This is a genomic window from Cryobacterium sp. Hz9, assembly GCF_004402825.1.
GTDB classification, from domain to species: Bacteria; Actinomycetota; Actinomycetes; order Actinomycetales; family Microbacteriaceae; genus Cryobacterium; species Cryobacterium gelidum.
On sequence record NZ_SOFC01000014.1, the window covers coordinates 1 to 25,737 of the forward strand.

General features: G+C 64.9%; 25 protein-coding genes and 1 pseudogene. 10 read left to right on the forward strand and 16 right to left on the reverse strand.

Annotated features, from left to right (window positions below):
- The 4 genes from E3N85_RS06795 to E3N85_RS06810 all read right to left on the reverse strand — a co-directional run.
- The coding region (locus tag E3N85_RS06795; RefSeq protein WP_304991082.1) for a CoA-transferase at positions 1-129 on the reverse strand (129 nt) is incomplete at its 3' end.
- Positions 130-499: 370 nt separating this feature from the next.
- Positions 500-1,477: an agmatinase gene (gene speB / locus E3N85_RS06800; protein WP_134461200.1), complete on the reverse strand. Its 978-nt coding sequence runs from the start codon at positions 1,475-1,477 to the stop codon at positions 500-502.
- Positions 1,478-1,578: 101 nt separating this feature from the next.
- On the reverse strand, positions 1,579-2,127 hold the full coding sequence (locus E3N85_RS06805; RefSeq protein WP_134461203.1) for a helix-turn-helix domain-containing protein: 549 nt from the start codon (positions 2,125-2,127) through the stop codon (positions 1,579-1,581).
- Positions 2,128-2,135: 8 nt separating this feature from the next.
- A complete protein-coding gene (locus E3N85_RS06810; protein ID WP_134461206.1) occupies positions 2,136-2,804 on the reverse strand; it encodes a cyclase family protein in 669 nt (222 codons plus the stop codon).
- A 95-nt stretch (positions 2,805-2,899) separates the two neighbouring features.
- Here E3N85_RS06810 and E3N85_RS06815 point away from each other — a divergent pair, with 95 nt between their 5' ends.
- From E3N85_RS06815 to E3N85_RS06835, 5 genes are all read left to right on the forward strand, one after another.
- On the forward strand, positions 2,900-4,468 hold the full coding sequence (locus E3N85_RS06815) for a cytosine permease (protein ID WP_134461209.1): 1,569 nt from the start codon (positions 2,900-2,902) through the stop codon (positions 4,466-4,468).
- Complete coding sequence (locus E3N85_RS06820) at positions 4,465-4,869, forward strand: nuclear transport factor 2 family protein (protein WP_134461212.1); 405 nt, start codon at positions 4,465-4,467, stop codon at positions 4,867-4,869. Before E3N85_RS06815 ends, E3N85_RS06820 begins: the two co-directional genes overlap by 4 nt.
- Entirely contained in the window at positions 4,870-5,559 is a 690-nt protein-coding gene (locus E3N85_RS06825) for an SDR family NAD(P)-dependent oxidoreductase (RefSeq protein ID WP_134461215.1), read from the forward strand. It abuts the gene before it with no gap.
- A gap of 20 nt (positions 5,560-5,579) precedes the next feature.
- On the forward strand, positions 5,580-6,200 hold the full coding sequence (locus E3N85_RS06830) for an SDR family oxidoreductase (protein ID WP_166783888.1): 621 nt from the start codon (positions 5,580-5,582) through the stop codon (positions 6,198-6,200).
- 234 nt (positions 6,201-6,434) lie between these two features.
- Positions 6,435-7,640, forward strand: a complete 1,206-nt coding sequence (locus E3N85_RS06835) for an NRAMP family divalent metal transporter (RefSeq protein WP_241978389.1) — start codon at positions 6,435-6,437, stop codon at positions 7,638-7,640.
- A 39-nt stretch (positions 7,641-7,679) separates the two neighbouring features.
- On the opposite strand, the gene E3N85_RS06840 is transcribed toward E3N85_RS06835, so the two are convergent.
- The 4 genes from E3N85_RS06840 to E3N85_RS06855 are packed head-to-tail and all read right to left on the reverse strand — an operon-like array spanning position 7,680 to position 12,676.
- Entirely contained in the window at positions 7,680-8,360 is a 681-nt protein-coding gene (locus E3N85_RS06840; RefSeq protein ID WP_134461221.1) for a GntR family transcriptional regulator, read from the reverse strand.
- Positions 8,361-8,404: 44 nt separating this feature from the next.
- Entirely contained in the window at positions 8,405-10,141 is a 1,737-nt protein-coding gene (locus E3N85_RS06845) for a biotin carboxylase N-terminal domain-containing protein (protein WP_134461223.1), read from the reverse strand.
- A gap of 3 nt (positions 10,142-10,144) precedes the next feature.
- On the reverse strand, positions 10,145-11,914 hold the full coding sequence (locus E3N85_RS06850) for a 5-oxoprolinase/urea amidolyase family protein (RefSeq protein WP_134461226.1): 1,770 nt from the start codon (positions 11,912-11,914) through the stop codon (positions 10,145-10,147).
- A 3-nt stretch (positions 11,915-11,917) separates the two neighbouring features.
- Positions 11,918-12,676 (reverse strand): LamB/YcsF family protein, encoded by a 759-nt coding sequence (locus tag E3N85_RS06855; protein WP_134461229.1) that lies wholly within the window; start codon positions 12,674-12,676, stop codon positions 11,918-11,920.
- 226 nt (positions 12,677-12,902) lie between these two features.
- On the opposite strand from E3N85_RS06855, the gene E3N85_RS06860 reads away from it, so the two are divergent.
- From E3N85_RS06860 to E3N85_RS06875, 4 genes are all read left to right on the forward strand, one after another.
- Positions 12,903-13,883, forward strand: coding sequence for a serine protease (locus tag E3N85_RS06860; RefSeq protein ID WP_134461232.1), 981 nt, complete (start codon positions 12,903-12,905; stop codon positions 13,881-13,883).
- The gene (locus E3N85_RS06865) at positions 13,864-14,079 is read left to right on the forward strand and encodes a hypothetical protein (protein ID WP_134461235.1); all 216 of its coding nucleotides are present in this window, start codon (positions 13,864-13,866) and stop codon (positions 14,077-14,079) included. Before E3N85_RS06860 ends, E3N85_RS06865 begins: the two co-directional genes overlap by 20 nt.
- A 265-nt stretch (positions 14,080-14,344) precedes the next feature.
- Positions 14,345-14,830, forward strand: a complete 486-nt coding sequence (locus E3N85_RS06870) for a hypothetical protein (RefSeq protein ID WP_134461238.1) — start codon at positions 14,345-14,347, stop codon at positions 14,828-14,830.
- A gap of 130 nt (positions 14,831-14,960) precedes the next feature.
- Positions 14,961-15,593 carry a hypothetical protein gene (locus E3N85_RS06875; RefSeq protein WP_134461240.1) on the forward strand — a complete coding sequence of 211 codons (633 nt, stop codon included), beginning with the start codon at positions 14,961-14,963 and terminating at the stop codon, positions 15,591-15,593.
- 29 nt (positions 15,594-15,622) lie between these two features.
- On the opposite strand, the gene E3N85_RS06880 is transcribed toward E3N85_RS06875, so the two are convergent.
- The 4 genes and pseudogenes from E3N85_RS06880 to E3N85_RS06900 form a co-directional block, all read right to left on the reverse strand.
- Positions 15,623-16,285, reverse strand: a complete 663-nt coding sequence (locus E3N85_RS06880; protein WP_134461243.1) for a response regulator transcription factor — start codon at positions 16,283-16,285, stop codon at positions 15,623-15,625.
- A pseudogene (locus E3N85_RS06890) lies at positions 16,282-17,742 on the reverse strand (ATP-binding protein). The gene E3N85_RS06880 and the pseudogene E3N85_RS06890 overlap by 4 nt, the downstream one beginning before the upstream one ends.
- Positions 17,743-17,875: 133 nt before the next feature.
- A complete protein-coding gene (locus E3N85_RS06895; protein WP_134461249.1) occupies positions 17,876-18,526 on the reverse strand; it encodes a CoA transferase subunit B in 651 nt (216 codons plus the stop codon).
- A 15-nt stretch (positions 18,527-18,541) separates the two neighbouring features.
- Positions 18,542-19,258, reverse strand: a complete 717-nt coding sequence (locus tag E3N85_RS06900; protein WP_134461252.1) for a CoA transferase subunit A — start codon at positions 19,256-19,258, stop codon at positions 18,542-18,544.
- A gap of 168 nt (positions 19,259-19,426) precedes the next feature.
- On the opposite strand from E3N85_RS06900, the gene E3N85_RS06905 reads away from it, so the two are divergent.
- Complete coding sequence (locus E3N85_RS06905; RefSeq protein WP_134461255.1) at positions 19,427-20,266, forward strand: IclR family transcriptional regulator; 840 nt, start codon at positions 19,427-19,429, stop codon at positions 20,264-20,266.
- Between the two features lie 50 nt (positions 20,267-20,316).
- Here E3N85_RS06905 and E3N85_RS06910 read toward each other — a convergent pair whose 3' ends face one another.
- From E3N85_RS06910 to E3N85_RS06920, 4 genes are all read right to left on the reverse strand, one after another.
- Complete coding sequence (locus E3N85_RS06910; protein WP_198412070.1) at positions 20,317-21,378, reverse strand: glycosyl hydrolase 53 family protein; 1,062 nt, start codon at positions 21,376-21,378, stop codon at positions 20,317-20,319.
- Complete coding sequence (locus E3N85_RS16535) at positions 21,302-21,919, reverse strand: hypothetical protein (protein ID WP_198412071.1); 618 nt, start codon at positions 21,917-21,919, stop codon at positions 21,302-21,304. Before E3N85_RS16535 ends, E3N85_RS06910 begins: the two co-directional genes overlap by 77 nt.
- A gap of 1,096 nt (positions 21,920-23,015) precedes the next feature.
- A complete protein-coding gene (locus E3N85_RS06915; RefSeq protein ID WP_134461258.1) occupies positions 23,016-24,170 on the reverse strand; it encodes a hypothetical protein in 1,155 nt (384 codons plus the stop codon).
- A gap of 1 nt (position 24,171) precedes the next feature.
- Positions 24,172-25,572 (reverse strand): MBOAT family protein, encoded by a 1,401-nt coding sequence (locus E3N85_RS06920; RefSeq protein ID WP_134461261.1) that lies wholly within the window; start codon positions 25,570-25,572, stop codon positions 24,172-24,174.
- Between the last annotated feature and the right edge of the window lie 165 nt (positions 25,573-25,737).

Here is a 25,737-nt window from a genome sequence, read left to right on the forward strand (position 1 = left end):
GCCGAGTGCGAGCAGCGCACGAATGAGCACGATCGGCACGCCGACCAGGCCGAATCCACCGACGGCGAGCGAGGCGCCATCGGGAATGTCGGCGACGGCAGCCGCGGCGGATGGGTAGGTCTTGTCCATGGTGCGGAGTCCTTTGGCTGGGCCGAACGGTGGTGTCGTCGGGTCCTGAGCGGCTGCATCGAGCCCGGCGCCAGTCGCGCGGCTGCGGAGAGCGCGGAGTTGACCGGACAACGCGAATGCCGACCGTGCAACCCTCCCACAGGTTCCCGGCACAGTCGTCCCCAGAGGGCGAGAACAACGCCCCATCGCGGGCCGGTTGTCGGCACGTGCGGCGGGTATAGCGCCGGCAAGTCCGTCGCGCCTTGGCGGGAACGGTCGACGCGTCTGCGTGCGACCGTCGTGACGACAATCGGCCCGCCGCCCGGCGCTTCTTGTGCCCTGCCTCCGTCGCAGCGGAGACTGCGCGTCCCGGCATCCGCCTGGCGGACGCCTAGGTACGGTCTGCGGCGGTCTCCACGCGCGGCGTCATTGCAGAAATGAGCTCGTAGGCAACGTGGGAGGCAGCGATTGCGGTAATCTGCGCGTGATCGTAAGCGGGCGACACCTCGACGACATCCGCTCCAACGAGGTTCATCCCGCTCAAGGCACGAATGATCGCGAGCAGTTCACGGCTGGTCAGGCCGCCGGCCTCGGGCGTGCCTGTTCCGGGGGCGTGCGCCGGGTCGAGCACGTCTATATCGACCGACACGTACACCGGACGGTCGCCGATGCGGTCGAGCATGCGTGCGATCACCGCGGCCACACCTTCGGTCTCCACCTCGTGCCCGGCGATAATCGCAAACCCGAGCCGAGCATCATCTTTCAGGTCTTGTCTGCTGTAGAGCGGGCCACGGATGCCGATGTGCAGGCTCGACTCGAGGTCGATCAGGCCTTCCTCGGAGGCGCGTCGAAACGGGGTCCCATGGGTGACCGGCGCCCCGAAGTAGGTGTCCCAGGTGTCGAGGTGCGCGTCGAAGTGCAGCACGGCAACCGGGCCGTGCTTGGCGGCGACCGCCCGCAGTAGCGGAAGCGCGATGGTGTGATCGCCGCCGATCGTTACCAGCCGTGTGCCGTTCTGCCCCAGATGCCGCGCCGCGGCCTCGATCTGCGTTACCGCTTCATCGATACTGAACGGGTTCGCCACGATGTCACCGGCGTCGACGACCTGCTGCGCATTGAACGGCTCCACGTCCTGTACCGGGTTGTAGGGACGCAGCAGACGACTTGCCTCGCGCACGTGGGCCGGGCCGAAACGGGCGCCCGGGCGGTAGCTCACGCCGCTGTCGAAGGGAACACCGACCACGACGATGTCGGCATGGTCGACCTCGTCCAGACGGGGCAGACGGGCGAAGGTGGCGATGCCGGCGAAGCGCGGCGATTGGCTCGCGTCAGAGGGACCAATTGGTGCGGCGGGGGTAGTGGGCGACATGATGATCCTTCTCAATGAGCGAGCGACAGGTGGGCTTGTGGCGTTTGGGCGAACCGAGGGACGTGCGGATGCTCGGGGCGGCGACTACGTGCGACGGATCGCTACGGGGCGGGAGTCATCACCCAGAGTGCCACGCACTCCGTGGTGAGCGAGGCGTTGCGCCAGGTGTGCGGGTCCCGACCGCGAAAGGTCATCGCGTCGCCGTTGTCGAGGGAGAACTCCTCGTTGCCAATGGTCAAGGTCAGGGAGCCACTCACCACGAAGACGAACTCCACGTCACAATCCAGCGAGTACAGGTCAGCCCCAGCCGATCCGGCCGGCTCGATCACCGACTGGATGACCTGGAGCTGGTTTTGCGTGCCCGGCGTCACTAGGTATTCGGCCGCACCGCGACCGCCGAAGTTGATCGGAGAGCCCGCACCCGCGCGCACGATCTGTGCGGCTGGCGGCTCGAATAGATCGCCGACTCGTAAACCCACGGCGTCACAGATCGACACGAGCGTGGCAACGGATGGCGAGACCTGGTCACGCTCCAGCTTGCTGACGAACCCCTGGCTGATTCCTGCCGCGGTCGCTACTGCGTCGAGGGTGAGGCCTCGGTTCAATCGGGCCGCGCGGAGGCTGGATCCGATCGGAACTTGTCGCGCCATCCCTGACCCTACGCCTCGAGCTGCAGGGCGACGGCTCGCACTGGCGCCCCGTCGGCTGCCTCAAAGGCTATCGGCAGAAGTGAGATGAGCGGGTCGGCGAAGTCGATGGCCGCCAGATTAGTCAGATTCTCCGCTATCACACCGGCCTGCGCGGCGATGAGGTGGTGCACCGGAAACCCCTCCCCCGGGTGCTCATCATCGGGTGTCTCGTCAATGTTGATGGCATCAATGCCAAAGGTGCGCACCCCGAGCGCAATCATGCGGCGACAGGCTTCCGCATCGAGGAACGGGTTCTCGAAGTAGACGTCGGTGCCGTAATGCGCGCTCCAGCCGGTGTGCAGTAGCACGATGACGCCCGGTTCGAGCTGCTCCAGCACCGGGGCCACATGCTCCCAGGTGATCCGGCCGCGCGGGCCGAGGTTGCGCGCGTCCACGATCACACCGCGACCGGCGAACCGATCCAGCGGCAGTTCGTCGAGTTTCGGGGCGGATTCATCGAAGTGGTAGGGGGCGTCGACGTGGGTTCCGGTCTGCGATCCCATACTCACGCTCAGCAGGTTGAATCCGTCGCGTTCAATCGTGCTGTGCACAGCAAAGCGCGGCTCGGGGTCTCCGGGATACGTCTGGGTGGCGGCGTTCACGACGAGTGACAGATCGACCACCTTGTTTATCCTCATAGTAAAAAACTATTGCACATTAGTCAAGTGCACCGCTAGTGTCGACTCCAGCTTGTTTCTATCCCCATCCATGAGTCATTCCGAAGGCAGTCCACATGATCGACAACAATGACGTTGCCCCCGGCACGGGAGCAGTCGGTCTGAACGCCCGTCCGAAGGTCACCGAGGTCGAACAGTATGGGATCGACACCATCCCCGACGCCGACCGCACTTCGACCTGGGTCGACCTGCTGCGCATCCAGTTTGGCGGGGCCAACACCTTCGCCACGGTTCTGCTCGGCACCTTTCCGATCGTTCTCGGCCTCTCGTTCTGGCACGCCGTGCTGGCCACCGTCGCCGGGGTGCTGGTTGGCGCTCTCTTCCTCATGCCCATGGGACTTTTCGGGCCGAAAACCGGCACCAACAATGCCGTCTCGTCGGGGGCTTTCTTCGGCGTACGCGGCCGAGTGGTCGGATCCTTCCTGTCGCTGCTGACAGCAATCGCGTTCTACTCGATCTCGGTCTGGGTCAGCGGGGACGCCCTCGTGGGTGCTCTCACCCGGCTGGCCGGCGTGAACGACTCGATCGGCCTGCGCACGATCGTGTACGGCGTGATCGGCATCATCGTAATCATCGTGGTCGTGTACGGATTTCAGTTCATGCTCCTGGTCAACAAGACCGCCGTCATCGCGAACACGACGCTCATTCTGTTGGCCATTGTCGCCTTCTCCGGAACGTTCGATGCCGGCTACAACCCCGGTCCCTCGGCTTTCGCGCTCGGCGGATTCTGGCCGACATTCGTCGCCTCCGCGCTCATCGTCATGAGCAACCCCATTTCGTTCGGAGCTTTCCTCGGGGACTGGGCGCGGTACATTCCAAAAAGCACCCCGCCGCGCAAGCTGTTTCTCGCCACATTCCTCGGGCAGTTACTGACCCTGATTCCGTTCCTGTTCGGCGTTGCAACGGCCACGATCGTTGCCGGTCAAGGCGACTACGTGTTCGCCTTGATCCAAGCCAGTCCGATCTGGTACGCGGTGCTGCTCATGGTCGTCGCTTTCATCGGCGGCCTGTCGACCGGCAGCACCTCGCTCTACGGCACCGGCCTCGACTTCTCGTCGGTGTTTCCCCGATTCAGTCGGGTGCAGGCAACCATCGCCATCGGCGCTGTCGCGTTCCTCTTCATTCTCACCGGGAGGCTGTTCTTCGACCTGCTCGGAGCCGTCAACGCTTTCGTCGGTGCCATCATCGTGACAACCACGCCGTGGATCGTCATCATGGCGATCGGCTATTTCGTGCGCCGCGGCCACTTCGATCCCCGAAACCTGCAGGTTTTCAATAAGGGCGAGACCGGCGGCGTGTATTGGTTTCACTCCGGGGTCAACTGGCGCGGAATGGTCGCCTGGATCGGCGCTGCTACGATCGGGCTTCTCTTTGCCAACTATCCGCCGGTAATTGTCGGCCCGTTCATCAACGTCGGTGGCGGTATCGACCTCAGCCTGCTCATTGCGGTAGTCGCTGCAGCAGCGCTCTATCTCGGAGCGTTATGGCTCTTTCCTGAACCCCGCTTCGTGTTCGGCGCCGACGGCTCACGTATCGTACCCAGCAAGCCCGGCGACCCCGAACCCATCGTGACCGACCACGCATCGACCGCTGCCAGGGTCGCGGTCGCACGGGCGCGCGCGTGAGCAAGGACGAGATCGACGCGCTGGCCGCCATTGACGCCATCATCGATGATTTCTCCCGACACCGGCGTGAGGCGTATTTTTCCGGCTTCGCGTCTGATGCGACTTTCCTCTTCCCTACTGCGCCACACCGCCTCGACAGCCGGGCAGCCTACGAATCGCTCTGGGCCGACTGGGAAAGGGATTTCGGCTTCCAGGTCCTGGGCTGCTCCTCCAGCAATCGACGGATACAGATCTTCGGCGGTACCGCGGTTTTCAGCCATGATGTCGAAACGACGCTCCGCGAGGGCGATACCGAGCGCACAGTACTCGAGCGTGAATCGATCATCATGGAGCGCCGGGATGGCACCTGGTTGTGTGTTCACGAACATTTGTCAGCGCGGCCCCTCGAAGGCGCGTCCTAGGTGGGCGGGGTAGCCATCGTGACCGGCGCGGCCAGCGGGCTCGGGGCATCCGTCTGTCAGGCATTGCATCGTGACGGCTGGACCGTCGCCGGCCTCGACCTGCGACCGTCGAACACCGACCTGAGCCTGCAAGCCGATGTGACGGACGCTGCAGCTGTGGCCGCCGCCGTGCAGCGAGCGACAGCCGATCTCGGCCCGATCGATGCCCTCGTGACCGTCGCGGGCATCTACGAAGAGCTACCGGTCGAGTCGATCACTGACGAACGTTGGAATCGCATGCTCGCCGTCAACATCGGCGGCACCGTCAACGCCTGCGCCGCCGTCGTGCCCATCATGCTCGCACAGAATGCCGGCACGATCGTCACCATTTCATCGGATCTTGGCGTGGGTGGCAGCCAGGGCGACGCTCATTACGCTGCGACGAAAGGGGCGATCGTCGGCTTCAGCCGCAGTCTCGGTGTCGAACTCCAAGGCAGCGGGGTGACCGTGAATTCTGTGGCGCCCGGTGCGGCCGATACGCCCATGCTCGCCGCCGACTCTCCCTGGCGCGCAGAGAGCTTTCTCGGCACGTTGCCGGTCGGTCGCCTCGTTCGTCCCGAGGAGATCGCCGCCGCCGTGTTGTTTTTACTGGAGGTCGGGCCAGCGCTCGTCGGCCAGATCATCTCACCGAATGCAGGCGCGACAATCTGATGACAAGAACGAGTAATCCAGTGAGGATCGCCCTGGTCGCACTCCAGGATCCGGCGCAACGGAGGGTCGTCGTCGCGCGGCTCACCGCCGACGGTGTGCGGGTCGCAGTACTGGGCGAGCCGGTCGACGGCGCCGTCTTGGCGGTCGATCCCGGTGAGGCTGTTGCGTCGGTGCAGCGGGTTGAAGCCGAACTGGGGGCGCTCAGTGTGCTGGTCTGCGATGCTGCGCCGCCGGCATCCGCTCGATTCGTTGACACCGACCCGGCCGAATGGTTTGCCGGTGTGCAGAGGTCGATGTTTGTTCCGTTCGCGCTGATCCGGGCGGCCGTTCCGGCGTTGCGACGCGCCGGTGACAGTCGAATACTGCTTATCGGTAACGGCTGGGGCGCCGCGCAGCTAGAGGATTCCACCGCCCGCGCCGCCGTGCAGGGAGGCCTGGTCGCCCTGATGAAGACACTGGCCCGCGACCTCGGCCCCGATGGGATCATCGTCAACGAGATCGCCCTCCCAGCCCGGTCACTGGATCAGCCCGCACTCGCATCCGCTCTCGCTGCGGCCATAAGCTACCTCGCCGGGCCCAATGGAGCCGCCATGGCGGGTCAGATACTCACCCTCGGGCGCGGCGGTGAACTGCGCCCGTAGCGTCGAACCGATCCAATACGTGTGGCCCAAACATCGCCGCGTTCCTGCGGACTGGATCACGATCGGTGCGCCCCAGCGCCGCATGTCGCGGCAGTGACGCGTTGAGCCAATTTGCCCGGAACAGTTGCGAGGATTGTTGAACAATCATAAGCTTTCTGACATTCAGTGACCGCCGGTGCTGACTCGTATCCCAGAGAAGTGAGCAGCACCATGGCCACGATCGTTTCACGCAGCATGGGCAAGCCCAAGAAGCTCAAGAACAAACACCGCAGCGCACTGCTCGGAGCCATGTTCCTCATGGCGACCAGCGCGGTCGGCCCCGGTTTCATCGTGCAGACGACCACCTTCACCGTGCAGCTTGGCGCAGCCTTCGCCTTCGCCATTCTCGTGTCCATCCTCGTGGACATCGCCGTGCAGCTGAACGTGTGGCGCGTGATCGGGGTAAGCGGCAAGCGCGCCCAGGAACTCGCCAACACCGTTCTGCCGGGCGCTGGCTGGTTTCTGGCCGCGCTCATCGGCATCGGCGGGCTGGTCTTCAACGTCGGCAACATCGCCGGCACCGGCCTCGGCATCAACGTTCTGTTCGGCATCGACCCGAAGATCGGCGGTCTCATCTCCGCCGCGGTGGCCATCGGCATCTTCCTGAGCAAGCGCGCCGGGGTGGCCCTCGACAAGATCGTGGTCGTGCTCGGCGCCGTCATGATCCTGCTCATCGGCTACGTGGCGGTCGTGTCGCAGCCGCCCCTCGGCGAAGCGCTCACGAACGCCGTCATTCCCGACAACATCGACTTTCTGATCATCACGACCCTCATCGGCGGCACCATCGGCGGATACATCACCTACGCCGGGGCGCACCGCATGATCGACGCGGGCGTCTCCGGGCGTGAAAACGTGGGCGAGATCACCAAGAGCTCCATTCTCGGCATCATCATCACCGGCATCATTCGGGTACTGCTGTTTCTCGCGGTTCTCGGCGTCGTCGCCGGCGGCGTCGCCCTCACGAGCGACAACCTCGCGGCCGAAGCGTTCCAATCCGCGGCCGGCACCATCGGTCTCAAGTTGTTCGGCGTGATCCTCTGGGCGGCCTCGATCACCTCGGTGATCGGCGCCGCCTACACCTCCATCTCGTTCGTCACCACAGCCAAGACCTCGCCGCGCAAACGCAGCATCGCGACCTGCGTGTTCATCGCGGTGTCGGCCACCGTCTTCACCCTGCTCGGCCAGGCGCCCGCCACCCTGCTGATCATGGCCGGTGCCGTGAACGGGCTGATCCTGCCGGTCGGCTTCGCGGTGATTCTCTGGGTGGCCTGGCGTCGCCGCGACTTGCTCGGCGGCTATATGTACCCCAAATGGCTGCTCGTGATCGGCGTCGTCGCCTGGCTGCTGACCCTGTATCTCGGCTACCGCTCGCTCGGCGGTCTCGCGCAGCTGTGGACGTAGCAACTATCCGCAGCGTTGACGGATGCTGCGCCCCGGCCACTACGAGCGGGCGTAGGCCTCGAGCAACTGCTCTTCGGCACGGCGCAGGTAGTCGACCATGAGCTCGGCCGCCGCAGATCGCTCCCCTGCCTCGAATCGTTCGAGAATACCGGCGTTGTCGTCGATGTAGGGCGAGTGGAAGAGCGGATTGGCGACCATGGAGTGGAACACCAGACGCATCTCCGCAAGCACCTGCGTCATCTGCAGGTCGAGGCGGTCGCTTCCGGTGAGGGCCACGACGCCCGCGTGAAAGTCCTGGTTGGCGCTGGCCATGCCCGGCACAGAACCGGCGCTGCGAGCGTCGCGGCCGCGAGCGATGGCGGCGTGGAGGGCATCCGTTTTCGCGCTGGTCGACCAGGTGAGCGCTGCCGGTTCGAGAAAGCGCCGCACCCGGTAGATCTCGCGAATGTCATCGGCGGTCGGCCGGGTCACGAAGACTCCGCGGTTGGGGATGCGCGTCACAACGTGCTCACCGGCCAACGTCGCGAAGGCCTCGCGCAGGGTGTTGCGTGAGACGCCGAGCACCTCGCAGAGCGGTTCCTCCGACAGTTTCGCGCCGGGCGCGAGCTGGCCGGCCGAAATACGCTCGCGCAACATCGATGCGGCCCACAGGCCGGTTTCGGCGTGGCGCACGTCGACGCTCTGGCGACGCAGGTCGGGGAGGATCTCGTACAGGGTCATAGCCCCAGCGTATCCATTCCGGCGGGGTCGATTCCCGGTGCCGGTCAGTCCTCGATATTGGCGACGACCGAGTGCACGGTCACGGTGTCGCCGGGAGTCACGAGCAGTCCGCCCACCGTCCCGGAGCGGTGCGCGACGACGGTCGACTCCATTTTCATGGCCTCGAGCACCAGCAACGCCTCGCCTTCAGCCACCGTGGCACCGATTTCGACCAGCCATTTCACGACGGTGCCGCCCATGGTGGAGCGCAGCTCGGTCGGATCCGGCTCGTCGGCGGGAGCCGGGGTGACCGGGGCAGAACCGCCGCCCTGAGCGAGGCCGGCCAGGAGGTTCTCTGGCAGGCCCAGCGCCATTCGTCGCCCGTCCAGTTCGATCGTGATGGTTCGCCGACCGCGCAAAGGGGCGACCGGGGTGAACGCGGGGTCAGCGGCAAGCTGCTCAGCGAACTCGGTTTCGATCCAGCCGGTGTGCACGCCGAGTCGGTCGGGCCCGGTGAACGCGGGCAGGTCCACGATCGCGCGATGGAACGACAGCACCGTCGGCAGGCCCTCGATCTCAAACTCGGCGAGCGCCCGGCGGGCGCGCCGCAACGCCTGTGGCCGGTCGGCGCCGGTGACGATGAGCTTGGCGAGCAGGGAATCAAATTGCGGGGCAACCTCATCGCCAGAGCGGATGCCCGCATCCACCCGAATCCCCGGTCCGGTCGGCACGGTGAACGTCGTCACGGTGCCGGGCGACGGCAGGAAGCCTCGGCCCGGGTCTTCCGCGTTGATACGGAATTCGAAGGAGTGGCCGCGCGACACCGGGTCTTCCGACACCGGCAGCGGCCCACCGGCGGCAATGGTGAGCTGGGCGAGCACGAGGTCGACTCCCGAGGTCTCCTCGGTAATGGGATGCTCCACCTGCAGGCGTGTGTTGACCTCGAGAAAGGAGATGCTGCCGTCGTCGGCGAGCAGGTATTCCACGGTGCCGGCGCCGGCATAGCCGGCCTCCCGGCAGATGGCTTTCGCCGAGGTGTAGATGAGCTCGCGCTGTTCGTCGGTGAGAAACGGGGCGGGTGCCTCCTCGACGAGCTTCTGGTTGCGGCGCTGCAGCGAGCAGTCACGGGTACCGACGACGATCACGGCGCCGTGTCCGTCGGCGAGGATCTGCGCCTCGACGTGCCGGGGCTTGTTCAGAAACCGTTCCACGTAGCATTCGCCGCGACCGAAGGCGGCTATGCTCTCCCGCACCGCCGAGTCGAACGATTCCTCGATCGCGTCGAGTTCCCAGACCACCTTCATGCCGCGGCCGCCGCCGCCGAACGCCGCCTTGATCGCGACCGGCAGTCCATGCTCAGCGGCGAACGAGCGCACCTCGGCGGCGGTCTCGACGGTGCCGCTCGAGCCGGCCACCAGCGGTGCGCCCACGCGCACGGCAATCTCGCGCGCTGACACCTTGTTACCGAGCACGCGAATGCTCTCCGGGCTCGGCCCGATCCAGATCAGGCCGGCGTCGCGCACGGCTTGGGCGAAGTCGGCGTTCTCGGAGAGAAACCCGTAGCCGGGGTGCACGGCGTCGGCGCCGGCCCGGCGGGCGATAGCCAACAGTTTCGGCACATTGAGGTAGGTGTCGGCGGGACTGTTGCCGTCCAGCGCGTAGGCCTCGGTGGCCAGGCCCACGTGCAGCGCGTCAGCATCGACGTCGGCGTAGACGGCGACCGAGTCGAGCCCGGCGTCGGAACAGCCACGAATGATGCGCACGGCAATTTCGCCGCGGTTGGCAATGAGTACTTTCTGCACGGGTCAGCTCTCGTTCGGGGTGTCGGAGGCGCTTACACGCCCGGTATCACGGGTCAGAGTATTTTCACGCGGCACAGCGTTCTCGAGTGGCACAGCGTGCTCAAGCGGCATAGCGTTCTCAAGCGGCACAGCGTGCTCAAGCGGCATAGCGTTCTCAAGCGGCACAGCGTGCTCGAACGGCACAGCGTTCTCGAAATGCACAGCGTTCTCAAGCGGCACAGCGGCAAAGCGGATGCGTGCCCCCGTGCCGAGCTGCGCGGCCCGGTCAAGGTCGGCGTGCAGCACCACGCCGAGCACCGGATAGCCGCCGGTGACCGGGTGGTCGGCGAGAAACAACACCGGAAGGCCCGAGGCGGGCATCTGAATGGCCCCGGAGACGGTGCCCTCGCTCGGCAGTTCGCCGTTTCGTGAGCGGACCAGGGCTGGTCCGTCGAGGCGCAGGCCAATGCGGTTCGACTGGGCACTGACGCGCCAGTCGGTGTGGTCGAAGTCGGCGAGCGTGTCGGCGCTGAACCAGTCGGCGCGGGGGCCGGGCAGGTAGCGCAAGACCGTCACGTCGTCGGGCGCCGCCGCGGGGATTTCAGCCGCCCCCACAACGCTCGACGGCGAGGCTGGCAGCACCTGCAGCGCGGTGCCGACGACGAGAGGAGCCGGACCGAGTCCCGACATCGAGTCGGTGGAGCGGCTGCCGAGCACGAGCGGCACGTCCAAGCCGCCGCGCACGGCGACATAGCTGCGCACGCCCCACAGCGGGGCATCGAGGCTCAGCTGTTCGCCGGCGTGCAGGGCGAACGGCGCATCGGTGGTTACGACGCGGGTGGCGGCATCCGTTCTGCTGATCGTGATGACAACGGATGCCCCGGTCACCGCGAGCACCTGCTCGGTGCGTGCCTTCAGCACGAGGCCGCCGAGGGCGTTTTCGAGGACGGCGGCCGAGGCTGGGTTACCGACCAGCCGGTTGGCGCGGCGTAGGGAACCACGGTCGAGGGCGCCGGCGCCGGCCACCCCGAGGTGGGCGAGGCCGGTGCGGCCGAGGTCCTGCACGGTGGTCTGCAGCCCGGGCTGCACGACGAGGAGGTCCGCGGCTGCCGCTTTGGTCGCGACGGTGTCAGCATCCGCTGCCTCGACCGGCGGCGCGGCCCGGACGAACTCGCGCACGGCACGGAACTGCACCCGATTTCCGGGTTGCACGAGGGCGGGCTGGTCGCGGTCGAGGCTCCACAGGGTGGCCTCGGTGCGACCGATCAGTTGCCAGCCGCCGGGCGTGACCCGTGGGTACACGGCCGAATAGCTGTCGGCGAGCGCCACAGAGCCGGCCGGAACGGCCCGGCGCGGGCTGTTGCGCCGGGCAACCGTGAGGCGGCCGTCGCCGACGAGGTATGCGAAGCCGGGGGCGAAGCCACCGAACGCTGCGGTCCACGGCTGCCCGGTATGTGCGGCGATGACGCCGTCGCGCCCGAGGCCGGTGAGGTCACCAACCTCGTCGAGGTCGTCTCCGTCGTAGATCACGTCGATCTCGACCAGGGTGTCGGCGCCGGTGGCGTCGGCATCACCGGGATCGAGGGCGTGCAGCCGGGCAGCGAAGCCGCGGGCGGCTCCGGCGGAGTCGGCCGTCACGAGTATGGTTTCGGCGGCGGCGACCAGGTCTACCTGACCGGGCAGCGGATGCTCGCGGAGCGCCTCATACAGGCCGAGCACCTCGTTGAGACCGCCGAGCTGCACGAGCACGGCCCGGTCGCCGACGGGACGAATAGACGTGATGGGGGTGGTCATCGGCTAGACGAAACTCGCCACGGAGACGCCGGCGGCGTGCAGGGCCGCGCGCACCGCAGCGGCGAGCCGCACCGCATCGGGAGTGTCGCCGTGCAGGCAGATGCTCACCGCCGGCACCGCGATGACCGATCCGTCGATCGCGACCACGGTGCCGTCGACGGCGAGGCGAACAACCTGCGCGGTCACCGCCTCGACCGAGTGCAATACTGCGCCCGGCAACGACCGCGACACGAGGCTGCCGTCGGGGTTGTAGGCACGGTCGGCGAAAGCTTCGGCCACGGTACGCAGCCCGGCGGCCTGGGCGAGGCGTTCGATGTCACTGTTCGGCAGCACCATCAGCGGCAGGCGATAGTCGACGGCGAGTACGGCATCGACCACGGCCTGCGCCTGCACCGGGTGGTGAGCGATGGTGTTGTAGAGGGCACCGTGCGGCTTCACGTAGCGCACTGCGGTTCCGGCTGCGCGGGCGAGGGCCTGCACGGCGCCGATCTGGTAGATCACATCGTTGCTGAGTTCGGCCGGATCCATCTCGATGAACCGACGTCCGAAGCCGGCCAGGTCCCGATAACCGGGGTGCGCGCCCACTGTCACGCCCGCAGCAGCCGCAGCCGCGCAGGTGGCGCGGATAGTCGTGGGGTCGCCGGCGTGAAACCCGCCGGCGACGTTGACGCTGGTCACCGAGGTGATGATGGCGGCGTCGTCGCCGAAGGTCCAGTTGCCGAAGGACTCTCCGACGTCGCTGTTTAAATCGATGGTTGGCATGGTTCCCGCCTGTCGTTCACCCTAGACTGCCGCATTTCAACAAGTTGTTCAACAATCGAGCCGAAATTAAATGCCTGGGGAAACGGATCCCGCCAGAAACGCTCGGACCTCTGCCCCATTATGGGTGCCGCCCATAATGGGTAGACAGCGAGTGCACTGCCGCATACTGTATTAGTACTTGCGGCAATACAGTCCGCTCGATGCGATCGATAACTGGAGTGAAGCAATGATGCGAAGCAAAGTTAGATCTGGCGCCCTCTCGGCGCTTCTGATTGGCACCTTAGTCGGGACCGGCGGTTTCCTGTCCGCCGGCGCAGCCTCCGCCGCCATCGCGCCGGAGTCGCGAGTTTCTTCTGCGTCCTCGGATGTCGAACGCTGGGTCGTTCCGCAGACCCAACAGGGCGGTGACTATTGGACGTCCGAGCGCATGCAGTCCGCCATCCCCGGCGAGGTCCTGGTGCAAGACAATGTGGCAGCCGGAGTAGTTGGCGCGGTCACGGCCGGAACCACGTCTCTCGTGTCCCCACAGGCACCCAGCCCCGACAAGTCGACTGCGGCCACCCGCGTCTCCCCCATCTCCCACATCGGTAAGATCTTCTTCACCCTCGGTGGCACTGACTACGTCTGTTCAGGCAACGCTATCTCCGCGGCCAACAAGAACACGGTCGTCACCGCCGGACACTGCGTCAACGAAGGCCCGGGCGCTTTCGCGTCACGCCTCATCTTCGTGCCGGCCTATGAGAACGGCTCGGCACCGTTCGGCCAGTGGAATGCCACCGAGCTGTACGCTCCCACCCAGTGGAGCAACAGTGGTGACATCAGCTATGACACCGGCTTCGCCATCGTGTCCTCACCCACCGGCACGTCACTGAGCGACAGCGTCGGCGCGTCGGGCGTCACGTTCAACCAGAGCCGCGGCCTCACGTACACCGCCTACGGCTATCCGGCAGCCGCACCGTTCAACGGTGAGACCCTGCAGTCCTGCTACGGCACCGCCACCCCTGACCCCTACGGCCAGAGCCAGTCGCAGGGCATCCCCTGCAACATGACCGGCGGATCGTCGGGCGGCCCGTGGATGATCGGCAGCGGTTCCAACGGCCTGCAGAACTCGGTCAACAGTTTCGGCTACAACAACATCGCGAACACCATGTTCGGACCCTACTGGGGGTCGGTCATCAAGAACACCTATGTCGCCGCATCCGCGTAACCCGAGCGACGCACACCCGGTTGCCCGGCAGCGCCTCGATTCCGATGCCGCTGACTGGACTGACGAACGGATGCGCGCGGCCCGGCCGCGCATAATCCGCCTGAACCCCGACGGGTCGCGCGAGCTCGACGACGCAACCGCCGTGCCGGAGGCCAAACGGACGGCCGACGCGGATACCCCGCCGACGGAATCCTGAATCAGTGAAAGCCCCGCCCGAGACTTGGACGGGGCTTTCCCTGATTGATCCGACGATTAGACCGGAGCAGTTTTCCCGACCGTGAACGCTGCCGCTGAGGCGCTGTCCAGAACCTGCCAAATTGTCGAACAATCCCACACGTGTTTAGACGCGACGTCTGTCACGGCGCAGGCGCGGCCGTCCCAAATCTAAGAGAATTCTCACTCAGATCTTGCTCCGCACTCACCCGCGGAGCCCACACTGAAAGGATGGACCGCAAGGCATCATGAACGTGCGCAGCAACTGGGGACGACCGCTGCTCGGGGTCGTCGGCGTCGGAGTCGCGGTAGTTCTGCTCGTCACCCTTTCGGCGGCGCTGGCCGATTCGCTCGCCATTGCCGAACAGCCGGGGACATCCATTGGCGTTCCGGCCGTGGCGGTGCAGCCGACCGGGACATCCACTGGCGCTCCAGCCGTGGCGGTGCAGCCGACCGGGACATCCACTGGCGCTCCAGCCGTGGCGGTGCAGCCGACCAGGACGTCCACTGGGGCGGCGACACCGGCACCAACGCCGAGCGCTGACCCGACAGGCACCGACCCGACCAGCCCCAGCGCGACCCCCGAAGTCGTTCCCCCTCAAGATCCCGTCGTCGTCGACGATCATGGCGGTGACAACCCCGGTCACGACGACGATATCGGCACGGACGATTCCGGCGAAAGCTCCGGTTCTGGCAGCGGGTCGGGCAGCGGGTCGGGCAGCAGCAGCGGCTAATTCCTCTGCATGAGAGCGCTCTCATGCACTTCTCGTGCCGGTCTTATCGGCGTGCGGTTGATTGGGGTTGTGGAGATCGACACCACGAAATCCATCCGCCGCTTACTCGGCGCAGACGAAAGGCCCTCCCATGTTTCAGATGACGAAGAAGCGCACCCTCACCCTCGCAACCTTGGGCCTCGCCGGGTTGATGTCGGTCGGCGTGATCGCCGCCCAGGCGAACACCGTGCCGAACGTCGTGGCTCCGACCAGCACGTCGAGCAGCAGCCCCGCCTCTACCGATACGCCCGACGCCCCCGACGACAGTGACGGACGCGTCGGCTCGGGCAACGGCATCGACGATGGAGCCGACGCCCCCGACGACAGCGACGCACGTATCGGCTCGGGCAACGGCATCGACGATGGAGCCGACGCCCCCGACGCCCCCGACGACAGCGACGGACGCATGGGCAGTGGCATCGACGATCACGTCGATGACTCGATCAGTAACGATGTGAACGACGCCCCGGACGACAGCGACGGACGCATCGGCTCCGGTCATGGTGCCGACTACGTGAACGAAGCCCCCGACGACAGTGACGGCCGAGTCGACGGCAACTCCGGCTCCGGCAACGCGGTCACGGTCACGGTCGACGACTCGGGACACGATGAAAGCAGCGATGACTCCGGCAGTGATGACTCCGGCAGTGATGATTCCGGTAGCGATGATTCCGGCAGTGATGACAGCGCCGACGACTCGGGCCACGGCAGCGATCACGAGTAACCCGCTCAGCCGATGAATGGGCTGTCGACTCAGGTGAGTCGGTAGCCCATTCCGCGTACCGTCTCAATGCGTTCCGCACCGAACTTCGCGCGCAGGTACCCCACATAGACGTCGACGATGTTCGACCCGGGGTCCCAGGAGTAGCCCCAGACCCGGCTGAGCAGCTGTTCCCGGCTCAATACCTGGTCGGGGTGACGCAGAAATTCTTCGGCGAGCGCGAATTCTCGGGCAGAGAGGTCGACCTGTCGGTTCCCCAGTGTCGCCCGCCGGGTACGCAGGTCGAGTTGCAGCCCGTCGACGCTGAGCACGGAACTCGTCGCCCGCGGGGCTTCCGCCATGCGTAGTCGCGCCCGCGCCAGCAGCTCGTCGAACCGAAACGGTTTCGACATGTAGTCGTTGGCGCCGCCCTCGAGGCTCGCCAGGGTGTCTTCAGCCGAGTCGCGGGCGGTCAGCACGATTACCGGCAGCTTGGACCCGTCGGCCCGCAGCTGCCGTAGCACCTCGTAGCCGTCGAGCCCGGGCAACCCGATGTCCAGAATGAGCAGGTCGAAGCCGCCGGTGATGGCGTAGTCGAGGGCATCCGTTCCGGTGCGCACCACGACGGTGGCGAACCCGGCGGCGACGAGTCCCTTCTCGACGAAACTGGCGATGCGGTCTTCGTCTTCGTCTTCGGCGATCAGAATGCGACTCACGAGCGGATGTCCTTCAGGTCGGGTGACGCAGGCGCCTGGTCGGTGGGGAGGTCGATGGTGAACGTAGCGCCGCCGCCGGGGGTCGGGGCGACCAGGGCCGTGCCGCCGTGGGCCTGCGCGATGGCCGCCACGATGGCCAGGCCGAGGCCGGAGCCGGCCGGCCCACGTCCGGGAGTTCCTCACTGAAACCGGTCGAAGACACGTGGCAGCAGCTCGTCGCTGATGCCGGGCCCGTGATCGCTCACCCAGAGGTGCAGGTGGGGCCGGCCGGCGGCATCCAGTGTGAGGGCGCTGCCGAGCTCGATCACTCCGGTCGGCGCTCCGTGCGTGACCGCGTTGGCGGCCAGCTGCAGCAGCGCCTGGGTCAGTTTGTCGGCGTCTACTCGCACGACAACATCGGCCGTCGCCGTCACGACCCAGCTGTGTGCCGACAGTGCCGCCGCTTTGAGGCGCACCCGCTCCACGAGCGCAGTGATATCGGTGGGGTGGACGTTTGCAAGTGCGGAGCGTTCGACCTGGGCGAGGGCCGAGATGTCACGTACGAGGCCGCCCATGCGGTCGAGTTCGTCGATCGCGAGATCGCGGGTGGCTACGACGTCTGACGCATTGTCGGTGTTCATCAACTCGAGGTGCCCTCGCACGATGGTGATCGGCGTCTTCAGCTCGTGTCCGACATCGTCGAGCAGCTGGCGCTGCCCGGTGAGCGCGCCCTGCAGGCGGTCGAGCATATCGTTCACGGTGGAGGTCAGAGCCGACACGTCGTCATGACCGACCACCGGGATGCGTTCGCTCACATCCGACGCGGTAATACGCGCGGCAGCCTCACGCAGGCCGCGAATCGGTCGCAGCAGGCGACCCGCCACGACCCAGCCGACCAGCCCGACGACGATCAGGGTCACCAGGCCCACGATCAGATAGGTGCGGGAGGCATCGGAAACCGGCTTCAGTTCGGCGTTGAGATCGAAAGCGGCAATGAACGTGCCCCGCGCCGGGTCGCCGTCGACGGAGACCGGTACGAAGACATAGCGCAGCAGGCGGCCCGACGCCGTGACGGTGCCGAGAACGACCTCGCCCGAGCCCGTTTCGGCCTCGCTGCGCTGAACGAGCGCGTCGTCGGCGAGTCGAAAGTCGACGGCACGGGGTTCGAGCGCCGCGACCCCATCGATGACGGCAAGGGTGCTCTCATTGGTCGCCGGGCGAACCCCGGCGATAACCGCCCGCAAGGTGCCGCGCAGGTCGCGAGCTGCGGAGTCGGCCGCGACGATACGCACGTCGTCGACGGTGTCGGTGAGCACCGCGTCAATCTCGCCCAGGGTGCGTTCACTCTGCACCACGTACGCGGTCGTTCCGGCGATCGCCAGGCCGGCCGCGGTCACGAGCAGGATTGCGGCCAGAATGCGCACGCGCACCGACAGCGTCGGGCTCCGCCGCGCACGCACACCGATCGGGTCCGTCATGCACTCAGTATGGCGGGTGCCAACGAGAGGCCCGAACGCGCACCAGAGCGGATGCTGCCGCCCACAGCACGGGCCGGCTCGCGTGGGCTGCGCCACGGCATCCTCTGCACCGGGTCGGAGCGAGCTCCTCGCACTACCGGGGCGGAGCAGTTTCCGCGACCGTGAACGCTGCCTCTGTGGTGTCCTCCACGTCTTGCAGGCTCACGCCGGGGGCCCGCTGGCGAAGCACGAGACCGGCCGGAGTCACGTCGAAGACGGCGATGTCGCTGATGATGCGATCGACGACCCGCACGCCGGTCAGCGGCAGGGTGCATTCGGTGACGATCTTCGGCGTGCCGTCTTTGGCGACGTGCTCGGTGAGCACGACAACACGCGGGCTGCCGGCGACGAGGTCCATAGCGCCGCCCATACCCTTGACCATTTTGCCGGGAATGGTCCAGTTGGCGAGATCGCCCCGCCGGGACACCTGCATGGCGCCAAGGATGGCGACCTTCACGTGACCGCCGCGGATCATGCCGAACGAGGTCGCCGAATCGAAGATCGACGCCCCAGGGAGCACCGTGACGGTCTGCTTGCCGGCGTTGATGAGGTCGGCATCTTCCTCGCCTTCGAACGGGAACGGTCCCATGCCGAGCAGCCCATTCTCGCTCTGCAGGGTCACGTGGACACCCTCCGGCAGGTTGTTGGCGACGAGCGTGGGAATGCCGATGCCGAGGTTCACGTAATCGCCATCACTGAGTTCCTGCGCCGCGATCGCGGCCATTTCATCTCTGGTCCAAGCCATGGTTCTTCTCCTCGACTACAAGCTGGCCAGCACGGGCCGGCTGCGCACCGTGCGCTGTTCAATGTCTTTGACCCGCGCCGAGGCCTGAATCAAGCGCTGCACATAGACACCGGGGGTGATCACGTGGTTCGGATCGATACCGCCGGGCTCCACGATCACCTCGGCCTCAGCAATCGTCACGAGGCCGGCGGTGGCGACCACCGGGTTGAAGTTGCGGGCCGTGAATCGATACTCGAGGTTGCCGAGGGTGTCGGCGCGCCAGGCCCTGACCAAGGCGACGTCCGCGACGATTCCGCGCTCCTGCAGAAAGGTTTCACCGTCGAAGTCGGCGAGCGGCTTACCCTCGGCGATCAACGTGCCGACGCCGGTCTTGGTATAGAACGCCGGAATGCCCGCGCCGCCGGCCCGCAGCCGCTCGGCCAGGGTGCCCTGAGGGCTGAATTCGACCTCGAGCACGCCGGCCAGAAACTGCTCGGCGAACAGCTTGTTCTCACCGACATAGGAGGCGATCACCCGCCGCACCTGCCCCGCTTCGAGCAGCACGCCGAGGCCCTTGCCGTCGATACCCATATTGTTCGACACGACGGTGAGATCCTTGACACCGGAGGCCCGCACCGCGTCGATGAGATCGGCCGGAATACCGCTCAGCCCGAATCCACCGACCGCGAGCACCATCCCATCGCGCAGAACGTCGTGCAACGCCTCGCTCGCGCTGGCCTGAACCTTGGACATACTGTCTCCTCATTGAGTGGTGTCGAACGTGCCGTCCACCTCGTGGACACTACCTCGTTACGTCATGGTATTCAGCGCCGACAGACCCTGTCAATCGTTATCCTGTTGCCACTCCACCCCGTGAACAGTAGGCTGCAAATTATCCACATTATGGACAGAGGTATCGACATGGTCACTCAGCCACCTACACACGAGACGCAGAGGGCACGCGACGGACAGCCGCTGCTCCCGGCACAGCCGGTGCAGGGGGCACAGGTCGTCGGCCGCATCGCCCTGCTGCTGCGCCTGGTCGGTCGCAATCCCTCCGGCACCCCCCTGACCGAGATCGTGCGGGACTCCGGCCTGACCCGGCCCACCGTGCACCGCCTGCTCACATCGCTCGCCGCCGAGGGCCTGCTCGACCACGATGCCGTTCGCCATACCTGGCACTATGGCCCCGAGATCTTCGTCATGGGAACCGTCGCCGCCGCCCGCTACCCGATCGAAGAACTCGCCCGGCCGAGCCTCGTCCGCCTGGCCGAAGAGACCGGCGAGAGCGCGTTCCTGTCCATCCGGCGCGGCGCCGAAACCGTGTGCCTCCTCCGCGAAGAGGGCAGCTTCCCGATCCGTTCCTTCGTGCTGCACGAAGGGGTGCGTTTTCCGTTGGGCGTCGCATCCGCTGGACTGGCCATTCTGGCCTACCTGCCCGAGCCCGAAGTGGATGCCCTTCTCGTCGATACCGAGGCGTTCGCGGCTCGCTGGGGCGGTCAGCACTCCCCCGCCAGCATCCGCGCCAATCTCGAGCGCACCCGGGTCACCGGCTATGCGGTGAACCCCGGACTCATCCTGGAGGGCAGCTGGGGCATGGGCGCCGCCATCTTCGACCGCAGCGGCCGCCCCGGCTGGGCGCTTTCGCTGACCGGCATCGAGCCGCGATTCAACTCCGAGCGCCAGAGGGTCCTCGGCCAACTGCTGCTCGAGGAGGCCAGCCGCATCAGCCAGACCCTGCAGCGCCCGCCGATCGCCTAGGCCGTCAACACGGCCGCCGTCCGCGGCCGCGTCGCCCGCCCTCGCCTGGCCTACTGGCCGGGATCCGCCGCGAACTCCCGTCCGACCGGCAGCAGCCTGTCGCTGTAGTCGAAGATCGCCTGGTACTCCCAGCCGTTCCCGGAGCCCGGGTTGGTCGGGTCCCAACCGGAGCCCGCCACCGCGGTCCAGGTGGGCTCCCAGTAGAAGACTCCAAGGCCGCGGTTCGCCGGCAGTCCCGCGACAATGTTCTGCACCGCACGCAGATGTGACGCCTGCCCGGCCGGGGTCGCCGGGTAACCGGGGATCACCCGGGCTGCCGCAAATATCTGGGGCTCCGCGTCATCCTGTGCCAGGGTGAAGCCGTAGGCCGTCTCGACGACGGCGAGCGTCTTAGTCGGGAACGCGGCGAGCAGGGTGTTTGCTCCACTCTGCAGCGAGGCAAGACTGCCATGCCAGTAACCATAGAACGACAGCCCGATGACGTCGAACGAGACTTCCTGCGCGACCGCGCTGTTATACCAGGACTGTAGCGTCGCCACGCCGTTATTGAGGTTGGTGAGGTGCAGGATGATCTTCGTGCTCGGAAACACGGCGCGGGCCGCATTCGAGCCGGCTTTGAGTAGCGTGCCGAGGTTGGTCCAGTTCGACACCGCTCCGGATGCCGCACCACCGGTGATGAGCATCCCCGGGTTGATCTCGTTACCGATCTGCACCATGTCAGCGGTAACTCCAACAGACTTGAGCCCGTTGAGCACGTCGTCCGTGTGCGCTGTCACCGCGGAGGCGAGAGCGCTGAGGTCGTAGCTCGACCACGCCGCCGGGATCTTCTGCGCTCCCGGGTCGGCCCAGGTATCCGAGTAGTGGAAGTCGACGAGGATCTTCATTCCAGCCGCCTGCGCCTGCTGGGCAAGCGCGATAACCTTCGCCTTGTTGTTGTAGCCGTCGGCGGCGTTCACCCACACCTTGATGCGGGCATAGTTGACGCCGCTCGATGCCAAGAGGGTGAGCGGTGCGATGGTCGCTCCCGCTGCGTCTTTATAGAGTGCGCCGAAGGCCTGGTTCTTGGGAAGCGTTGAGACATCGGCGCCGCGGATCGTGCAGGATGCGTTCATTGGTCATCGTGACGTTGTCAAACTGCGCCCAGGCCCCGCCCACGGTTGCGGACGTCTTGAGCGCGATGGTGCAGCTGCCGCCACTGACATACGCCGAAACGGCAACTTGCACCCAGCCGTTGTCCTGCTCGGTGCTCGGTGCGGTCACGGACTTTGCGCTCGCCCCGCAATTTCGCAGCCCGACCGTGGTCACGTCGAGCGCCTGGCCCGGCGTCGCCGAACCCGATTTCACCCAGACCCGTACCGTGTACCAGGCAGCGGCGAGGTTCGTGACGGTCTGGGCGATTTCGGTCGTGTAGGCGCTGGCCGACCAGAGGTTCGCCCTGCGCGCACCGCTCTGCGGGGCGTCCGTGCCGATGGTCGCAGCCGACGTTGTACCGGTCACGGTCCAGCCCGTAAGTACACTCGCGCTGGATTCGAAACTCGGATTGGCAATGACCGGTGCCGCTATCGCTGGCGCTGAGATGGTCGTGGCGAGAACGAGTCCGGCGAGTATCGCGGCTCCCGCCTTCATTGTCGTGCCTCGTGAAACAACCCGCATGTCGTCCTCCTTGACGATTCAAAGTACTCTGCGCCTCCAGCCGATCAAACCCGCGAGCGGTTACAGCCAATTAAGCTCTAACAGGAACCTAAAAGGTGCATTCGTCCGAGGTCAATGGCGATTTTACTGTGTGCGGTCACAGTATTGTTCGGGCCAGGTCGCGACCGGCAGCGGGTCGCCGCAGGGAGTCGCGACGGCGAACGTCGGAATGCTCTACGTGGATACCGTTTCCACACTGGGCGTGAGCGTATGGCGCAAGGCGACCGGGGGAATGCAGCGGCGTGGACCATCGTTGAAGGTGCCACAGGGCTGCGGGCCATCACAAGCTGGACGGCTGCGGGTGTCATGAGCACTGGCTGACTCGACGGGTTCGCTCCACAATCCGCAGTAGCGGCAGGCCTAGTTATCCGTCGGAAAACTTTGAACCTGGCACTTCCGAACATAGGCGCAGTAGCTACGGTTAGCGGGCAGACCATTGATCTTCCTATGGCTTTGCACCGGCTAAAATTCCGTACTCTTGTGCAGCCTTTTTATCGACGGCAGGAGGCGCCCAGTCCGTGCACTTTGCTTCAGTCGGCGCGTCAGGTCTATACGGCGGGTTTGCTACTAAGTCAACGATCCCAGGCCCAGGTGGGTCTGACGGATTCATAGATAGCCGGAATTCTCAGCAATCTTGGCCCACCTCACTACCCGGTAACGCGGCATAACGATCAACCTCGAAATCCTCATCTATAGCGAACGCGACGCCGATTGCATTAAAGTGATCAAAGAGCAAAAGCGACGCGCGAACCTCGCCGCAATTCCCGTGACGGTTACCATGCTCGGCGAACAATTCACCACGGCAGGGGGCGCTCAGGCCAAACTTGACGCAGCGATTGTGCCGATCGCGTCGACAGTGTCCTAACCCACCCCCATAGGTAGTACGAGCACGACAATGCCCCGCCGCTCAGTCTTTACGGATTGGGTGGCGAGGTTTTTCGTGCGACCTGTCCAACGATCGGGGAGCACTTCTATTCCGCCACGTTGTCGAGCGTCTCGATGAACGGGCACCGCAGCAGTGATGAGACTCGATGGGACCTGAACGGTCATGCTCGCCCTATTTCAGTGTCGACGTGAGCGATGGCCAGTCCCCTGTCGCGCCGTATCGCTGCACTCTCTCAACTATGACTCGGTCAAACTGCCCTGCTTGCGCGAATTCATGGTGATCAGCGATGGTCACATCCTCAAAGAAATTCTGAAGCTGAGTGGGCATCTGCGTCAGCATGAACGAGTCCCCCAGGATGAGCGTCTTTCCCGGGACCAAAGCTCTTGTCGTGGACGTCGACGTGTAGTGGAGCTGCATCTGCCCGGTCGGTCCGACGACCGTCTCGCCGACAGTTGTAACCCCCGGCCGCAGGAATGAGGCAGTGCCTCGATAGTTCACGTCCGTCACGCCCATCACCGAGTTCAGGTCAGTGACATATGGCGTTGGCTCGCTGAAGACAGGTTCCTCCATGTCATCTAGGACAGACTCAGACACCTGCTGGTCGACAACCAACCGACGCATCAATGCTGAAGACATGGCCATCGACCCTGCCGCATTCCAATGCGTGTCGTTGAACATGTAGGCGTTCAACGGCCCCTCATCAAGTTTCGCCACGTCGTCCCAGAGAGTAATCAACGGAAGATCGCCGTCGGTCTCCCATGACTCGAAGTGCGAGCGGACAAAATCGCTGCACCGCAGCAAGTCTGGGGAGATTGAAGCGACGACATCGCGACGAATAGACGACTTATCCGGCGCGACCATGAAAAGCACGTACTTGCCTGCGGCGTTTAGCGATGCTTGGTCCTCTCGAAGCCCCGCCCTGACTACGTCCAGTGTCGCTTCTGTTTCACGGCACGGCCGGACGAAATCTTCGGCGAAAAACGGTTGACCGTCATCGGCAATCACCACGGCTGGAGTCGGGCTTTTACCGAGAGCGCGTTTCGACATGTTGCCAACGGCTTCCGAAACCATGACCTGTGCACCGATTCGGTCGCGCAGGGCTGCGTCGATTCCCTTGTATGTCGCTTCATCAACCGCCGTGGATACGGAGTAGGAAGGGTAGGGAACTGGCTCTCGATTCTGTGCGCCGGCAGCGTTGCCTGGGATGAGCCATACGCCCAACAGCCCCGCGCTGAACACGGTAATGAGTGCAGTTGATGCCCAACGTGGCAGCTCCCGCGTCGCGATCGGTTGGTCCGTCGTGTCTTTTTCGTGCACGTGCGTCACCTCAGAATTGGAAGTATAGGAACGGACTGAAGTCTGCTTGAAGGACCATGGCCAATGTCCCGGCGAGAGTAATCGGGACGAGCGCCCAGGCGGTTTTCCATCGGAAGCCGTTCATCGTGACCGCCTCAGCTTTTCCGAAGATTGTCTCAAAGCCGGTTTGGCGCGAACCCATGAAGAAACTCAGTGATCCGACGAACATCGCTGTCAGAGTGAATGGAGTCAGCGAAACCAAAAGTTCTGGCGACGTAAAGTCCCACGGCCCAAGGACCATTGCCTGCCAGATGTCAATGCTTTTCTGCGCTTCCAAAGCCCTAAACGGCACCCATGCGACAAGAACAAAGATGAGGGTTAGGCAACGTCTTACGAGAACAAAGGATTTGACCTTACGCAGCCCGGTGATTCGCTCGAAGAGAAGGGCTGCCGAGTGCATGCCACCCCATATGAGGAAGCCCACCAGAGCCCCGTGCCAGAGCGATGTAAGCAAAAATACCAGTAGGAGGGCGCCGTACTCTACCCATACTCCTCGACGGTTCCCGCCCAGCGGAATGTAAATGTAGTCCTGGAACCATTTCGTGAGAGTGATGTGCCAGCGCCGCCAGAAGTCGGTAACGCTGGAGGCCGTGTACGGAGCACGGAAGTTCTCAGGAAACCGGAACCCAAACATCTGCGCTAGGCCGATGGCCATGTCGGAATAGCCACTGAAGTCGAAATAGATTTGCAGCCCATAGGCGAGGGCGCCCAGCCAAGCGCCGGCCCCGGACAGTGAGTCCGGGTTGGCGGCGTTATCGAACATAGCGTTCGCAATGACGCCGCAGTTATCCGCAATGAGTACTTTCTTCGCGAGCCCCCAAGTGAACCTGGTGATCCCGTAGCCCATTTGCCTCGACGAGATCCTCCGGACGCCCTCGATTTGTGAACCAATTTCAGAATACCTGACGATTGGTCCCGCAATCTGGTGCGGAAAAACGAACAGATAGAGAAGGTAGGAAGGAAAGGATTTTGTGAGCGGGCGTCCCTCCCTCGCTGAGTCGATGACAAACGACACGGCATGAAAGGTGAAGAACGAGACTCCGAGCGGAAGCACCCAACTCGCTGCTCCCATGGAGCTCAGAGCGGATGACAATACGGGCACCTGCAACGTTGCGAACTGTGGGATGTACTTGAACGAAATCAGCGGTACAAGCACAATCAGTATCGTGACCGCGGACGGGATAGTGAGTTTGTAGACGGAGCCAGCGGGGAGCAGCCGTGCATAGCGTCGAGCAATGAGCCATGCGATGTATGCGCCGCCGAAGCTCGTCAGTGCGACAAATACGATCGCAAGAATCGCGCTGCCAGCACCCCAAAAATAGAACAAAACGCTGGCAATCAATAGCCAACCGTTGCGTGCGCGAGATCGCACTGGAATCGCATGGTAGACGAGGAGAGTCAGCGGGAGAAACAGAAAAAGAAACGTTGGACTAGAGAAGACCACTAAAAATTACCCACTATCAGGACTGCGGCGAGGACATGACGCCCGCCCTTTGATTGCTCGAAATAACCAGATAGCAACCAGATAGGTGCCCCG

Coding starts and splice junctions, on each gene's coding strand:
- speB (WP_134461200.1), bottom strand. CDS start 1,477: ATGTCGCCCACTACCCCCGCCGCACCAATTGGTCCCTCTGACGCGAGC.
- E3N85_RS06815 (WP_134461209.1), top strand. CDS start 2,900: ATGATCGACAACAATGACGTTGCCCCCGGCACGGGAGCAGTCGGTCTG.
- E3N85_RS06900 (WP_134461252.1), bottom strand. CDS start 19,258: ATGTCCAAGGTTCAGGCCAGCGCGAGCGAGGCGTTGCACGACGTTCTG.
- E3N85_RS06855 (WP_134461229.1), bottom strand. CDS start 12,676: ATGCCAACCATCGATTTAAACAGCGACGTCGGAGAGTCCTTCGGCAAC.
- E3N85_RS06875 (WP_134461240.1), top strand. CDS start 14,961: ATGTTTCAGATGACGAAGAAGCGCACCCTCACCCTCGCAACCTTGGGC.
- E3N85_RS06865 (WP_134461235.1), top strand. CDS start 13,864: ATGTCGCCGCATCCGCGTAACCCGAGCGACGCACACCCGGTTGCCCGG.
- E3N85_RS16535 (WP_198412071.1), bottom strand. CDS start 21,919: ATGCGGGTTGTTTCACGAGGCACGACAATGAAGGCGGGAGCCGCGATA.
- E3N85_RS06810 (WP_134461206.1), bottom strand. CDS start 2,804: ATGAGGATAAACAAGGTGGTCGATCTGTCACTCGTCGTGAACGCCGCC.
- E3N85_RS06895 (WP_134461249.1), bottom strand. CDS start 18,526: ATGGCTTGGACCAGAGATGAAATGGCCGCGATCGCGGCGCAGGAACTC.
- E3N85_RS06870 (WP_134461238.1), top strand. CDS start 14,345: ATGAACGTGCGCAGCAACTGGGGACGACCGCTGCTCGGGGTCGTCGGC.
- E3N85_RS06835 (WP_241978389.1), top strand. CDS start 6,435: ATGGGCAAGCCCAAGAAGCTCAAGAACAAACACCGCAGCGCACTGCTC.
- E3N85_RS06860 (WP_134461232.1), top strand. CDS start 12,903: ATGATGCGAAGCAAAGTTAGATCTGGCGCCCTCTCGGCGCTTCTGATT.
- E3N85_RS06910 (WP_198412070.1), bottom strand. CDS start 21,378: ATGAACGCATCCTGCACGATCCGCGGCGCCGATGTCTCAACGCTTCCC.
- E3N85_RS06805 (WP_134461203.1), bottom strand. CDS start 2,127: ATGGCGCGACAAGTTCCGATCGGATCCAGCCTCCGCGCGGCCCGATTG.
- E3N85_RS06905 (WP_134461255.1), top strand. CDS start 19,427: ATGGTCACTCAGCCACCTACACACGAGACGCAGAGGGCACGCGACGGA.
- E3N85_RS06840 (WP_134461221.1), bottom strand. CDS start 8,360: ATGACCCTGTACGAGATCCTCCCCGACCTGCGTCGCCAGAGCGTCGAC.
- E3N85_RS06850 (WP_134461226.1), bottom strand. CDS start 11,914: ATGACCACCCCCATCACGTCTATTCGTCCCGTCGGCGACCGGGCCGTG.